This is a genomic window from Bradyrhizobium sp. HKCCYLR20261 (assembly GCF_051168435.1).
Taxonomy (GTDB): domain Bacteria; phylum Pseudomonadota; class Alphaproteobacteria; order Rhizobiales; family Xanthobacteraceae; genus Bradyrhizobium.
In genome coordinates this window covers 331,437-346,181 of record NZ_JBNPUZ010000004.1, presented here as the reverse complement: position 1 = coordinate 346,181, position 14,745 = coordinate 331,437, and the positions used below count along the sequence as shown (strand labels likewise).

Sequence of the window (14,745 nt, the reverse complement as noted above, 5' to 3'; positions counted from 1 at the left end):
GCGCTCACGCGCCGGCGAACACCTCATCATACGCCAGGCGCACGGCGCGCAAGTCACGCGTTCGCCGCCACTCCTCCAATTGCGTCGCCACCGCGTAGGTGATCAGCAGCGAGCGGCGGCGCGCGCCGCTGCGGTTGCGCGTGGCGCCATGCAGCAGATCGACGTCGAACAGCAGGATGTCGCCGGCCTGGCCCGCCGTGACGAACGGCGCCGCCTGCGCGTCATCGGCGTCGAGACGATGCGTGCCGGGCGCGATCTGCGTGGCGCCGTTGTCGGGACCGTAGGAATCGAGAAAGGCCAGCGTCGACACCGCCTCCTTGCGCCCGCGCGTGACGCTGTCGCGATGCAGCGGCTGCTGGCCGCCATCAGGCAGCGGCTCGCGTCCCTCGACCTGGCCAAGGAAGAACGGCGCCTGCAGGATGTGATGCACGGCGGCCAGCATCGCGGGCAGGCGGCAGAGTTGCTGGACGGTCGCGTCGGCATCGACCATCGCATGGCGCCAGTCGCGGCCGCGCGGGACCGGCCATTGGTCCGATGGCAACGATCCCTGCTCGAACGCCCCACGCAGCGCGGCGATCCACGCAGTTGGGATCGCGCCGCGCAACAGCAGATAGCCGTCCATATCCAGACGCCGCGCATCGGCGGCATCGAGTGTCGCGACGCGGGTCGTGGCGGTCGTGGTCAGCGCGGCGGTCATGCAGCCCCAAGGTGTCGTGTCGGCCAGGCCGCATCCTCAACGAAGCATCTGCGACGCGCAAGCGCCGCCTGCGCGCCGGCGACATGGACGAAGATTTCGCTTGCGCCGCGCTCGCGCCGCCGTACCAAGGCCGTCGATTGGTTTGAGGCATATTCGAACGTGGACAATTCTCTTTCAGCCCGCAGCGGCCCGCTCGCGCGGCGCGGCTTCGATGACGTTCTCGGCGGATCGGCTGCCAGCGTCCTGAGCGTCACCTACGGCCTGTCCTATGCGCTGCTGATCTTCGCGGGCCCGCTCGCACCGCATCTTGGCCAGGGCATCGGCATCACCTTCGCGGTCTCGGCCGTCATCGCCCTGGTGCTGGCGCTCGCGAGCTCGCTGCCATTTGCGATCGGCGCGCCGGACAGTTCGACCGCGGCCGTGACGGCCATTCTCGCCGGCTCGCTGGTGGAGCGGCTGGTCGCGACCGATCCGGCGGCGCCGCTGCTGATGCCGGTCGTCATCACGCTCGGGCTGACCAGCCTCGTCACCGGGCTGGTGCTGTGGGCCTGCGGCATGAGCCGGCTCGGCCGCGCCATCCGCTACGTGCCCTATCCCGTGGTCGGCGGCTTTCTCGGCGCCACCGGCGCGCTGATCGTGATCGGCGCGGTCGGCGTGATCACCGGACAGCGGCCGCAGCTCTCGACCTTGTCGACGTTGGCGCACGCGCAGGCCGCCTATGAGCTCGCCGCCGCGGCGGCGATGGCGCTGCTGCTCTATCTGACGTGGCACCGCTCTCGCAATCCGTTCGGCCTGCCGGTGATCCTGGTCAGCGGCACGGTCGCCGCGCATCTCGGCTTCTGGCTCTCCGGTATCAGCCCGGCCGATGCGCAGACGATGGGCTGGACGTTCCAGCCGCCGCCGCATGTCGCGCTGGTGTGGCCGTGGACGGCGGCGGAGCTCGGCAGCTACCCCTGGGCGGCGCTGCCCGACGTCGCCGGCAATCTCGTCGCCGTCGTGTTCGTTACCGCGGCGAGCACGCTGTTCAACACCGCGGGCATCGAGGTCGCGACCCATCACGAGGCCAATATCGAGCGCGAGCTCGCGGTCACCGGCGTCGCCAATGCGCTGGCCGGCGTGCTCGGCGGCTATACCGGCTGCATCTCGATCAGCCGCACCGTGCTCAACGTGAAGGCCGGCGGCTCTGGCCGGATCTCCGGCCTTACCGTCGCCGTCATTTCGCTGCTGATGCTGGCCCTGGCGCAGCCGCTGCTCGGCTACATGCCGAAATTCGTGCTCGGCGGGCTGCTGCTGTATCTCGGCGCGGATACGCTGCACAAATGGACGGTGCAGTCGCGGCGGCGGCTGTCGAGGACCGACTACGCCTCGCTGCTGCTGATCATCGCGATCATCCTGGCCTGGGGCTTCATCGCCGGCATCCTGATCGGCGTCGTGATCGGCTGCGCCGCCTTTGCGCTGAGCGCGGCGCGGATCAATGCCGTGAAATTCGCCTTCGACGGCAGCGAATATCGTTCCTCGCTCGATCGCTCGCGCGACGACCAGGCGGTGCTGTCGGCGCATGGCCGCGAGATCCAGGGATTGAACCTGCAGAGCTACCTGTTCTTCGGCTCGGCCAACCGGCTCTACCAGCAGGTCAAGGCCTTGCTGTCGCGGCGACCGGAGTGCCGCTTCCTGGTGTTCGACTTCAAGCTCGTCACCGGCATGGACTCGTCGGCCGCCTACAGCTTCGCGCAGATCAAGCGCCTCGCCGAGGAGCGCGACATCCGCCTGGTGCTGGTGCATCTGTCGCCGGCGGTGGCACGCGCGCTGCGCGCCGGGGAATTCATCAGCAAGGAGGTCTCGGTCGCGCCGGAGCTCGATCACGCGCTCGAATGGTGCGAGAACGCGATCATCGCGCGCCACCAGGGCCAGGCGCAGGACGAGGCATCGCTGCGCGACTGGTTCGCGCGCATCCTCGGCAGCGCCGCCGACGCCGAGGAGCTGATCGGCCGCTGCGAGCGGCTCGACGTCGCCGCCGGTACGACGATCGTCCGCGCCGGCGACCCGGCTGCCTCGATGCACTTCATCCTCGACGGCCGGGTCGGCATCATGGTGCCGGCGGAACATGGCGGCACCACGCGGGTGCGCAGCCTCGGCCGCTACACCACGATCGGCGAGATGGGCCTGGTGGCGCACACGCCGCGCAGCGCCACGATTCAGGCCGAGACCGACAGCGTGCTGTATGAGCTGACCATCCCGCGCTTCGAGGCGATCACGCGCGAGCATCCGGCGCTGGCGCAGAAGCTTCTCACCTATTTCGTGACGATCATGGCGGAGCGGCTGAGCTTCGCCAACCGCACCATCGCCGTGCTGCGACGATAGGTCATCGCGCCGCGATCCCCGTCACCCCCCGGGAATTAACGCCCTGGTAACCGGGCGGGCGTACGGCTCGGAGGACATCGATTGTCACGTTCTGAAACATGAGGAAAGGAAGCGTTCGCGCGCTTCAGTCGAGCCCATGGCCGTCGTTTCCAGCACGAGCTACATCTCACCCGCGATGGAGCGGGTCTACCGCCAGAGCAATCTGCTCGGCGAGTGGAAGGGCAGTTGGACCGCCAACGGCCAGGCCGTGAGCTTCAAGGTCGTGAACATCAGAGGCGCGGCGGCGACGGTGGAATACACCCACAATGGCCGCACCGAACGCGGCATCGGCCAGGTCAACGGCTCCACCATCGATTTCGGCGCGGTCACGCTCGGCACCAAGAACGGCAAGAACGCGGTGCTGCTGTTCTCGGCCGGCGGCGGCAAGGCCAGCGCCGTGTTGGAGAAGCAGGCGCCGCCCGCCAGCGAAAGCAATCTCGCCGGCAGCTGGGCAGGCTATTCCGGCGACAACGGCATGAGCGCGAGCTTCCGCGTGCTGTCGGTCAACGGCAAGCAGGCGCAGGTCAGCGTGACCAACAACGGCATCACCCGCACGGGCACCGGCCTCGTCTACAACGACGTCATCATGTTCGAGCAGACGCAACTCTCGACCAAGGACGGCAAGAGCGGGACGGTCATCTACCAGCTCGGCAACAAATCCTACTCCGTCCCGGTCAACAAGCTGCCCTCGGCCGTTTAGCGGCCGGCCGGCGGGCCGGGGCTTACACCCCGGCCATCATCACATATTTGATCTCGAGATATTCCTCGATGCCGTGGTGCGAGCCTTCGCGCCCGAGGCCGCTCTCCTTGACGCCGCCGAACGGCGCCACCTCGGTGGTGATGAGACCGGTGTTGACGCCGACCATGCCCGATTCCAGCGCCTCCGCGACGCGCCAGACGCGGCCGAGGTCGCGGGCGTAGAAGTAGGACGCGAGACCGAACGGCGAGGCGTTGCACATCGCGATCACGTCGGCCTCGTCCTTGAAGCGGATGACGGGCGCGAGCGGGCCGAAGGTCTCCTCATGCGCCACCAGCGCGTCCGCCTTGACGTCGCGCAGCACGGTCGGCTCGAAGAAGGTGCGGCCGAGCGCATGGCGCTTGCCGCCGGTGACGACCTTGGCGCCGCCCTTCACCGCATCGGCGATGTGGCGCTCGACCTTCTCGACCGCCTCGGCGTTGATCAGCGGCCCCTGCACAACGCCGGCCTCGGTGCCCTCGCCGATCTTCATCGCCGCGACCTTGGCAGCGAGCTTCTCGACGAAGGCGTCGTAGATGCCATCCTGCGCATAGAGCCGGTTGGCGCAGACGCAGGTCTGGCCCATGTTGCGATACTTCGAGACAACAGCGCCTTCGACCGCCGCATCGACATCGGCATCGTCGAACACCACGAACGGCGCGTTGCCGCCGAGCTCGAGGCCGAGCTTCTTCACCGTACCGGCGGACTGCCGATACAGGATCTTGCCGACCTCGGTCGAGCCGGTGAAGCCGACGAAACGCACCGCCGGATGCTCGCACAGCACCTTGCCGATCGGCGGCGCGTCGCCGGTGATGATGTTGAGTGCACCCTTCGGAATCCCGGCGCGCTCGGCCAGGACGGCCAGCGCCAGCGCCGACAGCGGCGTCTCGTTGGCGGGCTTGAGCACCACGGTACAGCCGGCGGCGAGCGCCGGCGACACTTTCCGGGTGATCATCGAGTTCGGGAAATTCCACGGCGTGATCGCGCCGCAGACGCCGATCGGCTGCTTCAGCGCGAGCAGGCGCGCGTCCGGCTTTTGCGTCGGGATGGTCTCGCCATAGACGCGGCGCGCCTCCTCGGCGAAGAACTCGATATAGGCGGCGCCGATATCGACCTCGCCGAGCGCTTCCGCCAGCGGCTTGCCCTGCTCGGAGGTCAGGATCAGCGCGAGATCCTCGCGGTTGGCCGCGATCAGCTCGAACCATTTGCGCAGGATGTTGGAGCGCTGCTTGGCGGTCTGCCTGGCCCATAGCGGGAAGGCGCGCGCGGCGGCCTCGACGGCCTGCGTCGTCTCGGCGGCGCCGAGCTGGGCGACCTTGGCGAGCTCGACACCGGTGGCGGGATTGACGACCGGGAACACCGGCGTACCGACCCAGGCGCCGTCGATGTAGCACTGCTCACGCAGCAGCGACGGATCCTTCAGGCGGTCGCGCAGGCTGGCGGTGGCGGATACGCGGGCGGTGGCGGTCGATGTCATCTGGCGGCTCCCTCGAAGCGATCGTTCTGTCGCATGCGAATATAGCCACCGCCGGCCATAGGCGCACCGCGTGTGCGCCTCGGGACCGGTACATTCGACCGGGCCAACCGTGCCTTGACGGCACCAAAGGCGGTGCTCAACGAAGTGGCACCGCGCCTTAGGCCGCGCCGCTCATGTAGGTCTCGCGGCGGCCGATCATCCGCTCCGCGGCGGCCTTGGCGTCGGCCTTGGTCGAGGTCGCGCAGGTCCGGTATTCGAGATCGGGCAAAGCCGCGGGATCACGGCGGCCGAACCAGGATTTCTGCCCCACGGGCAGCAGCGCCAGCGCCTGCGCCACATTGTCCACCGCGCCGAACGAATACAGCGCGCCAGTGGCGGCAATGCGGACCTCGTAGATCCCAGGCGTGATCGGTGCCTCGATATTGTCACCGCGGCCCGGCCGCGGATACCGCTTCCACTCGCTCCAAGTCGAAATCATATCGCCCCCAACGGCGGACGTTGCCGCCAAAACACGTGTGTCCGGCCGGAAAAGGCCGGTTCTTGAACCCTTTAATGCAGAAATGGTTGCAACTCACAACAGTCCCAAGCCCGCGGCGGGAACATGGCGCCTATGTGTCGGACCAGCGACCTCATGGAACTAATCATGATTCTCTGAACAATTTGAAGCGCTGTGGCCGATTGAACGAACAAGTCCCCCAGGGCCTGTGATCGCGCCGCATCATCACGAGATCGCGATCAGCTGCGTCCCTGCGGGTTCTTGCTGCCCAACGCCGGCCGGGGAACAATTCGGTACCGCCAATAAGAGCGGAACGGAGGACACCATGCTGAGCAAGACGAATATCGATGGCGTGCTGCGCCCGAGGGCGGACGCGGGCGAGATACCAGGGGTCGTCGCCATGGCGGCCGACAGCAGCGGCGTGATCTACGAAGGCGCGTTCGGCAAGCGCGATCTCGGCCGCGACGAACCGATGACCACCGACAGCGTGTTCTGGATCGCCTCGATGACCAAGGCGATCACCTGCGCCGCCGGCATGCAGCTGGTCGAGCAGGGCAAGCTGTCGCTGGACGCGCCGATCGGCGCGGTGCTGCCCGACCTCGCCGCGCCCAAGGTGCTCGACGGCTTCGATGCGAATGGCCAGCCGATCCTGCGGCCGGCCAAGACCGCGATCACCTTGCGCCATCTCATGACCCACACCGCCGGCTTCTGCTATGATATGTGGAACGGCGACATGGCGGCCTATGTGCAGAAGGCTGGCACGCCCGGGATCATTACCTGCAAGAACGACGCGCTGAAGCTGCCGCTCGCCTCTGATCCGGGCACGCGCTGGGAATATGGCATCAACATCGACTTCGTCGGCAAGGCGGTGGAGGCCGCGAGCGGCCAGACGCTCGATGCCTACCTGCGCGACAATCTGTTCGCGCCGCTCGGCATGAACGATACCGGCTTCAAGCTCGGCCCGTCGCAGCGGTCGCGGCTGGTCGGCATGCATGCGCGCGGCGAGGACGGCGCGCTTGCGCCGATCCCGTTCGAGATCGAGCAGGAGCCGGAATTCCACATGGGCGGCGGCGGGCTGTATGGCACGGCCGGCGACTACATCCGTTTCACCCGGATGATCCTCAACAATGGCCGCGGCAATGGCAACCAGGTGCTGAAGCCCGAGACCGTCGCCGCGATGCGCGACAATCACATCGGCGAGCTGGAGATGACCAAGATGGCCGCCGCCGTGCCCGGCGTGACCAACGACGTCGACCTCTATCCTGACATCGTGAAGAAGTGGGGCCTCAGCTTCATGATCACGACGGCGCAGACGCCGGAAGGCCGCAGCGCCGGCAGCCTCGCCTGGGCCGGCCTCGCCAACACCTACTACTGGATCGATCCCGCACGCGACGTCACCGGCGTCATCCTGATGCAGCTGCTGCCATTCGCGGACCGGCAGTGCCTGGAAACGTTCGCCGGCTTCGAGCGCGGGGTGTATGCAGAGCTGGACGCCGCGGGCGGGCAGAAGGCGGCGTAGTGAGCTGAGGGGCGTGCGGAGGCGAGTGATCGCGGGATCACTGCGCCTCCACACACGAGGCGACATAAACTAATTAGTTGACGTTCCGAGAACGACACGGTCCGCCGCACGACCGGTGCGCCGCCTCTCCCCGTCCTTCACGGGGAGAGGGTTGGGGTGAGGGGCAGCCACACCCACCGACCGTGCGGAAAGCCCCCTCACCCGGATCGCATCTGGCGATGCGATCCGACCTCTCCCCGCACGCGGGGAGAGGTAAGAAGGACCGAGCAAGCGGGGCCAGCTTACGTCCCACGCAGTCCTGTGAGTTAAACCTTCAACCCGTTCTGCGCCGCCAGATCCTTCAGCGACACCTGCGGCCGGGCACCGATGTGCTGGATCACCTCCGCCGCGGCGAGGCCGCCGAGCTTGCCGGCGATCTCGTAGCCGGTCTTGCGCACCAGCCCGAACAGGAAGCCCGCGGCAAACAGGTCGCCGGCGCCGGTCGTATCCACCAGCGTCTCGATCGGATGCGCCGGCACCGCGATCACGCCGTCGTTCGACACCACGACGCAGCCCTTGTCGCTGCGGGTGACGATGCCGAGCGTGGCATCCTCGCGCAGCTGCTTCAGCGCGCCGTCGAAATCGGATGTCTGGTACAGTGAATGCAGCTCGGCCTCGTTGGCGAAGACGAGATCCACGGTGCCGCCGCGCATCAGGTCGAGGAACTCCTCGCGATAACGATCGACGCAGAACGCATCCGACAAGGTCAGCGCGACCTCGCGTCCGGCGTCATGCGCGATCGTCGCCGCCTTCACGAACGCATCCTTGGCGTCCTTGGGGTCCCACAAATAACCTTCGAGATAGACGATACGCGCCGCCGCAATCTGAGCGGGATCGATGTCCGCGACGGTGAGGTTCTGGGCCGCGCCGAGATAGGTATTCATGGTGCGCTCGCCATCTGCCGTCACCAGGATGTAGGAGCAGCCGGTGGCCGGGCCGTCGGAGGCCGGCGCGGTATCGAAGGTGACGCCGGCGGCACGGATATCGTGGGTGTACATGCGCCCGATCTGGTCGCTCTTGACCTTGCCCACATAAGCGGCACGGGCGCCGAGGCTCGCCAGCCCCACGATGGTATTGGCGCCCGACCCGCCCGACATCTCGGTCGCCGGCCCCATATCGGCATAGATCGCGGCTGCGCGGCCCTCGTCGATCAGCGCCATGCTGCCTTTCGTCATGCCATGCTTGGCGAGAAAGGCCTCATCGGTCTGTACAAGCACGTCGAAAATCGCGTTGCCGATCCCGAGAACATCGTATTTCGCGTCAGTCATCCACTGGCCCCGTTTACGGCGTTTGCAAACGCTGCGGCCTATCACAAGCGGCGCTGCTATAGAAGCCTGATGATCCGCTCATTCGTGACTGTGTTGTCAGGAACACTCGCCTCGCGTCTCCTCGGCTTCGTCAGGGACGCGTTGATGGCCGCGCTGCTCGGCGCAGGCCCGGTCGCGGACGCATTTCTCGCGGCGTTTCAGCTCGTCAACGTCATCCGGCGATTGCTCACGGAGGGCGCGCTCAACGCAGCGCTGGTGCCGATGTGGTTGCGGATATACCAGCAATCAGGCGCGACCCAGGCGGCAGCTTTTGCCGGCCGCGTGCTCGGCACCGTCAGCACCGGCCTGCTGATCGCAACCATCGCGCTGGCTGTGCTGATGCCGTTCGCAATGACAGTGCTCGTGCCTGGCTTCGCCGGTGACGAGACACTCACTCTCGCCGTCAACGACGCAAGACTGATGCTGCCCTATCTCGCCTTCGCAGGGCCTTCGACGGTGTTGCTGGCGCTGTCGAGCGCGCAGGGGCATTTCGCGCTCGCTGCCTTCGCACCGCTGTTGTTCAACGTCGCGCTGATCGCGATGACGATCGTGCTGCTGATGCAACATCCGGATCCGTCGCAGGGCGCGCTGCTGCTCGCCGCGACGGTCGGCGCCGCCGGCCTGCTGCAGCTCGCGATGCTGGCGCAACGCAAGCGCGGCAGCCGCATAGCCTCGCCGATGCGCGTGACGCTCGATGCCGAAATGCGCGGCTTCTTCGCCAAGGCGCTGCCCGGCATGGTCGCGAGCGCCGGGCCGCAATTGCTGGCGGTGGGCGGCGCGATCGTCGCCTCGACCTCGCCGTCCGCGGTGTCATGGCTGTATTTCGCCAACCGCCTCGTCGAACTGCCGCTCGGCCTCGTCGGCGTCGCCATGGGCGTCGTGCTGGTGCCGGAGCTGACGCGCGCCTTGCAGTCCGGCAATCGGCAGGCGCTGTCGGAGGTGCAGTCGCGCGGTCTCGAGTTGACGATCGGGCTCGCACTGCCGGCGAGCCTCGGGCTGATGATCCTGAACGAGCCGGTCGTCCGTTTGCTGTTCGAACACGGCGCGTTCACCGCCGATGATGCTAAGGCGACGGCGCAGGTGCTGACGTGGCTCGCGGCCGCTCTTCCCGCGCAAGTGCTGACCAAGGCGCTGCAGCCCGCCTTTTTCGCGCGCGAGAACACCCAGACGCCGCTGCGCGCGACCTTGATCGGATGCGGCGTGGCGATCGCACTGGCCTTCCTGCTCAGCCAATCCTTCGCCGCCCCCGGCATTGCCGCGGGCCTTGCGCTCGGCGCCTGGGCCAATGCCGCCGTGCTGCTTCGGCGCGGCGCCGCGCAGTTCGGGTTTTCCGTCCGCCCGGAAAGTTGGCGCCGCCTGCCGCGGATCGCGCTCGCGGCGGCAATCATGGCAGGCGCGCTCTGGGGAGTCTCGTCACCTGTGCTCGGCGCCACCGGCGGACATCATCTCGGCGCGGCGGTCGTGCTGCTGGCCCTGATTGCGGGCGCCGTGGTCCTCTATGCGGCGCTGCTCCTCGCCTTTGGCCTCGTCGACTGGCGCGAAACCGTCCGGGCGCTCCGGCAAAAGCCCGCGCGCGACTTGCACGTTTGAGGCGCTCGTGCCAAACGACGCCCAAATCCATCATCCGGAACAGTGACCATGGCCTTCGTGGAACGGGTTTTCTCGGGCGTCCAGCCGACCGGCAACCTGCATCTCGGCAACTATCTCGGCGCGATCGTCAACTTCGTGAAGATGCAGGAGACGCACAACTGCATCTATTGCGTTGTCGACATGCACGCGATCACGATGCCGGTCGACGTCTGGGGCGGCCCAGCGGAGCTGGCGCGCAACACCCGCGAGGTGACCGCCGCGTTCATTGCCGCCGGCATCGATCCGAAGAAGCACATCGTGTTCAACCAGAGCCAGGTCTCCGGCCATGCCGAGCTCGCCTGGATCTTCAACTGCGTCGCGCGCATCGGCTGGCTGAACCGCATGACGCAGTTCAAGGAGAAGGCCGGCAAGGATCGCGAGAACGCATCGGTGGGCTTGTACGACTATCCGGTGCTGATGGCGGCCGACATCCTGCTCTACCGCGCGACCCATGTTCCGGTCGGCGAGGACCAGAAGCAGCATCTCGAGCTCTCGCGCGACATCGCGCAGAAGTTCAACAATGATTTCGGCGACGCGATCCGGGCGCAAGGTTTCGGCGACGGCCTGTTCTTCCCGCTGCCCGAGCCGTTCATCACCGGCCCGGCGACGCGGGTGATGTCGCTGCGCGACGGCACCAAGAAGATGTCGAAGTCCGATGCCTCGGATTATTCGCGCATCAACCTGACCGACGATGCCGACACGATCGCGCAGAAGGTGCGCAAGGCCAAGACCGATCCCGAGCCGTTGCCGACCGAGGAGAAAGGCCTGGAGACGCGGCCCGAGGCCGACAATCTCGTCGGCATCTATGCCGCGCTGTCGGACCGCAGCAAGGCGGACGTGCTGCGCGACTTCGGCGGCGGCCAGTTCTCCAGCTTCAAGAATGCGCTGGTCGAGCTGTGCGTCACCAAGCTCGGGCCGATCGCCGCCGAGATGAAGCGGCTGACGGCCGACCCGGGCTATGTGGACTCGGTGCTGGTCGACGGCGGTGAGCGTGCCCAGTCCATCGCCGCGGAGACCATGAAGACGGCAAAGGACATCGTCGGCTTCATTCGCAAGCGCTGATCGGGCAGCCGCAGCCCGGATGAGCAAGCGACAACCGGGCTACAGCGTCGCACCACCGATTGTTTTGCGGCAACGCACTGCGCTGAACCCGCAAGGTCAGCGCGCACAACATGTCCCCAACGTCAGATGGAACCTGCGGCCCCTCTCCCCAACCGAGGCGGGCTGTGGCAGCATAACGTCCCCTTCGACTCGCACAGCAGGCGGGACCGAGCATGGCGGTGCAGCGGCAGAGCTACCAGACCGGCCACGCGCCGAAATGCCTCGTCGTCGTCGACGACAGCGAGGAATGGAATCGCGCCATCCGCTATGCCGGACGCTGGGCCGTCCGGTCCGGCGGCCGCATCGTGATGCTGCACGTGATCGAGACCGAGGACCAGAACCAGCAATGGCTGGGGGTCGCCGACCTCATGCGGGCCGAGGCCCAGGATGAGGCCAATGCCGAGCTGGATCAGGCGGCGGCGCTGCTGGCAACGCTCGGCGTGGCCGCGCCGGAGCGGGTCATCCGCGAGGGCGAACCGACCGAACAGATCCTGGCCACGATCGAGCATGACAGCGACATCGCGCTGCTGGTGCTCGCGGCCCATTCCGGCCCGGAAGGCCCGGGGCCGCTGGTGACCCACGTCACCAAGACCAGCGGCGCCTTCCCGATCCCGCTGGTGATCGTCCCCGGCGACCTCGACGACGCCGATATCGACGCTCTTTCATAGGGTTGGCGCGGGAACGCGGACATCGCCCTCTTGATCGTGCGCGCCGCCTTGCCATCTGCTATGACGACACCACAGGCCGGCCTTGAACCGGCGCTGCCGGAGAAAATCATGTTCATCCAGACCGAAGCCACCCCCAATCCCGCCACCTTGAAGTTCATCCCGGGCCGCGTCGTGCTGCCCACCGGCACGATGGAATTTGCGAGCCGCGACGCCGCCACGCGGTCCCCGCTGGCCGAGCGCCTGTTCGCCGTCGACGGCGTGACCGGCGTGTTCTACGGCGCCGACTTCATCACCGTGACCAAGAGCGACGGCGAGTGGCAGCATCTCAAGCCGGCCATCCTCGGCGCGATCATGGAGCACTACATGTCGGGCGCGCCGCTGCTCGCCGACGGCAGCGCCGAGAATGATGCCTCCGCCGACGAGGATGACGAGTTCTTCGACGAGGCCGACACCGAGACCGTCGGCATGATCAAGGACCTGATCGAGAGCCGCGTCCGCCCGGCGGTCGCCAATGATGGCGGCGACATCACCTTCCGCGGCTTCAAGGACGGCATCGTCTATCTCAACATGAAGGGCTCCTGCGCCGGCTGCCCGTCATCGACCGCGACCCTGCAGCACGGCATCCAGAACCTGCTGAAGCACTTCGTGCCGGAAGTGGTCGAAGTCCGTCCGATGTGAGAGAGCGAGCAGCGAGTAGCGAGTAGCGAGTATAAACGTCGATTGGCTACTCGCCATTCGCTATTCGCCACCCCTGGCTTCACGCCGCCTTGCCGATGGTGGCGGCCTCGGCCGCCGCCTGGCGCATGCTCGATGACATCTCGCCGGTGACGGTGCTCTGCTCGCCGACCGCCTGCGCCGTCGACGACACGTAGTGATCAACACTCTGGATCGCGGCCTTGATCGCGTCCAGCGCCCCGACGACATCGGACGAAATGCCGTTGAGATTGCCGATCTCGCTGCCGATGCGGTCGGTGGCCTGCTTGGCCTGGTTGGCGAGGTTCTTCACCTCGCCGGCCACGACGGCGAAGCCGCGACCGGCCTCGCCCGCGCGCGCCGACTCGATCGTCGCATTGAGGGCCAAAAGGTTGATCTGGCCGGTGATGTTGCCGATCAGCTCGACGATGCTGCTCATCGACCCCGCCGCCGAGGATAGCCGCTTGGCCTGCTGGTCGGCGTCCTCGACGCGCGTCACCGCGGCCGTCGCGGTCTCCTTGGACTTGGCCATCGCATCGGCGATCTGCTGCACCGAGGAATTGAGCTGCTCGGCGCCGGCGGCGACATGCTCCATCATGCTGCGCACCTTGTCGCCCTTCATGCGGGTGATCACCTGGGAGGTGACGTCGGTGGCGAATTTCACGATCTTGAACGGCTTGCCGTTGAGGTCCTTGATCGGGTTGTAGGTGGCCTGGATCCAGACCTGCCGTCCGCCCTTTGCGGCGCGTTCGTATTCGCCCATCTGGAACTCGCCGCGGCCCAGCCCGGCCCAGAACTCGCGATAGTCGGCGCTGTCGCTCATGCCCGGCGGCATGAACATGCGGTGGTGCTGCCCCTTGATCTCGGCCAACGTATAGCCGAGCGTCCTGAGGAAATTGTCGTTGGCGTCGAGCACGAGACCGTTGAGATCGAATTCGATCACCGCCTGGGATTTTCGGATGGCGGCGATCTGGCCGGCGAAATCGGCGGCCATCAGCTTCTGCTGCGTGACGTCGGAGGCATATTTCACCACCTTGAACGGCCGTCCATCGTCATCGAGGATCGGATTGTAGGAGGCGAGAATCCAGACCTCGCGCCCGTCCTTGCCGCAACGCTTGTACTCGCCGGAACGGAACTCGCCGCGATTAAGGCTGGCCCAGAACTCCTTGTAGGCGGCGCTGTCGCGGTCACCCGGCAGCACGAACATGCTGTGGTGGCGGCCCTTGATCTCGGCGAGCGTATAGCCCATCGCGCCGAGGAACTGGTCGTTGGCATCGATGATCGTGCCGTCGAGATTGAACTCGATGACCGCCTGCACCCGCCCGATCGCCGCGATCTTCCCGGCATCCTCGATGCTGCGCATCTTCTGCGCCGTGATGTCGGCGGCGAACTTGATGATCTTGACCGGCTTGCCGCCATCGAGCACCGGATTGTAGCTCGCGTGGATCCAGACCGGCCGCTGGCCCTTGCCGAAACGCTTGTACTCGCCGGAGCGGAACTTGCCGCCTTTCAGGTCGGCCCAGAACGCCTGATACTCGGCGCTGTCGCGCAGCTGCGGCGCAACGAACATCCGGTGGTGCTTGCCCTTGATCTCGTCCAGCGTATAGCCCATCGCGTCGAGGAAGTTCTTGTTGGCGGTGATGATCGTGCCGTCGGTGCCGAATTCGATCACGGCCTGCGAGCGGTTGATCGCCTCGACCTGAGCCATCGCATCGCGCGACGCCGAGCTGCCTGACCAGAATGACATGGAAGATCCTCTTTTCGGGAGGCGGGGCAGCGCCGCCCGAAGGGTCGCGCGCCAGCCGTCGCAATCTCTGCAGGGGACAACTCCCACATGCCCGGAAAGATTTGCTTAAATGATTGCCAATTCAGTAGTTTACCTGCTCGGTGGTTGCCGCGTGATGCGTTTTTCCTGATCAGGATGTAAGAAGACGGCAACTGACTTTATCAAAATACCGAAAAAGGTATTCGGCGCTCTCTGAC

General features: G+C 66.6%; 12 protein-coding genes. 7 read left to right on the top strand and 5 right to left on the bottom strand.

The window, feature by feature from the left end; genetic code table 11:
• Positions 1-4: 4 nt before the first annotated feature.
• On the bottom strand, positions 5-697 hold the full coding sequence (locus ACQR1L_RS11670; protein ID WP_434858094.1) for a phytanoyl-CoA dioxygenase family protein: 693 nt from the start codon (positions 695-697) through the stop codon (positions 5-7).
• A gap of 159 nt (positions 698-856) precedes the next feature.
• Here ACQR1L_RS11670 and ACQR1L_RS11665 point away from each other — a divergent pair, with 159 nt between their 5' ends.
• Both ACQR1L_RS11665 and ACQR1L_RS11660 read left to right on the top strand, forming a co-directional pair.
• Positions 857-3,058: an SLC26A/SulP transporter family protein gene (locus ACQR1L_RS11665; RefSeq protein WP_434858093.1), complete on the top strand. Its 2,202-nt coding sequence runs from the start codon at positions 857-859 to the stop codon at positions 3,056-3,058.
• Between the two features lie 136 nt (positions 3,059-3,194).
• Complete coding sequence (locus ACQR1L_RS11660; protein WP_434858092.1) at positions 3,195-3,797, top strand: hypothetical protein; 603 nt, start codon at positions 3,195-3,197, stop codon at positions 3,795-3,797.
• Positions 3,798-3,819: 22 nt separating this feature from the next.
• Here the strand turns inward: ACQR1L_RS11660 and ACQR1L_RS11655 are convergent, their stop codons facing one another.
• Both ACQR1L_RS11655 and ACQR1L_RS11650 read right to left on the bottom strand, forming a co-directional pair.
• On the bottom strand, positions 3,820-5,310 hold the full coding sequence (locus ACQR1L_RS11655; protein ID WP_434858091.1) for an NAD-dependent succinate-semialdehyde dehydrogenase: 1,491 nt from the start codon (positions 5,308-5,310) through the stop codon (positions 3,820-3,822).
• A 157-nt stretch (positions 5,311-5,467) separates the two neighbouring features.
• Positions 5,468-5,788 carry a hypothetical protein gene (locus ACQR1L_RS11650; protein WP_434858090.1) on the bottom strand — a complete coding sequence of 107 codons (321 nt, stop codon included), beginning with the start codon at positions 5,786-5,788 and terminating at the stop codon, positions 5,468-5,470.
• 343 nt (positions 5,789-6,131) lie between these two features.
• Between ACQR1L_RS11650 and ACQR1L_RS11645 the strand changes: the two genes are divergently transcribed.
• Positions 6,132-7,325, top strand: coding sequence for a serine hydrolase domain-containing protein (locus tag ACQR1L_RS11645; RefSeq protein ID WP_434858089.1), 1,194 nt, complete (start codon positions 6,132-6,134; stop codon positions 7,323-7,325).
• 305 nt (positions 7,326-7,630) lie between these two features.
• Here ACQR1L_RS11645 and ACQR1L_RS11640 read toward each other — a convergent pair whose 3' ends face one another.
• Entirely contained in the window at positions 7,631-8,632 is a 1,002-nt protein-coding gene (locus ACQR1L_RS11640) for an adenosine kinase (RefSeq protein ID WP_434858088.1), read from the bottom strand.
• Between the two features lie 69 nt (positions 8,633-8,701).
• On the opposite strand from ACQR1L_RS11640, the gene murJ reads away from it, so the two are divergent.
• The 4 genes from murJ (at position 8,702) to ACQR1L_RS11620 (ending at position 12,747) form a co-directional block, all read left to right on the top strand.
• The gene (gene murJ, locus ACQR1L_RS11635; protein ID WP_434858087.1) at positions 8,702-10,261 is read left to right on the top strand and encodes a murein biosynthesis integral membrane protein MurJ; all 1,560 of its coding nucleotides are present in this window, start codon (positions 8,702-8,704) and stop codon (positions 10,259-10,261) included.
• Between the two features lie 48 nt (positions 10,262-10,309).
• Entirely contained in the window at positions 10,310-11,362 is a 1,053-nt protein-coding gene (gene trpS, locus ACQR1L_RS11630) for a tryptophan--tRNA ligase (protein ID WP_434858086.1), read from the top strand.
• A gap of 212 nt (positions 11,363-11,574) precedes the next feature.
• Entirely contained in the window at positions 11,575-12,069 is a 495-nt protein-coding gene (locus ACQR1L_RS11625; RefSeq protein WP_434858085.1) for a universal stress protein, read from the top strand.
• Between the two features lie 108 nt (positions 12,070-12,177).
• Complete coding sequence (locus tag ACQR1L_RS11620) at positions 12,178-12,747, top strand: NifU family protein (RefSeq protein WP_434858084.1); 570 nt, start codon at positions 12,178-12,180, stop codon at positions 12,745-12,747.
• Positions 12,748-12,826: 79 nt separating this feature from the next.
• On the opposite strand, the gene ACQR1L_RS11615 is transcribed toward ACQR1L_RS11620, so the two are convergent.
• A complete protein-coding gene (locus ACQR1L_RS11615) occupies positions 12,827-14,509 on the bottom strand; it encodes a methyl-accepting chemotaxis protein (RefSeq protein ID WP_434858083.1) in 1,683 nt (560 codons plus the stop codon).
• Positions 14,510-14,745: the final 236 nt, after the last annotated feature.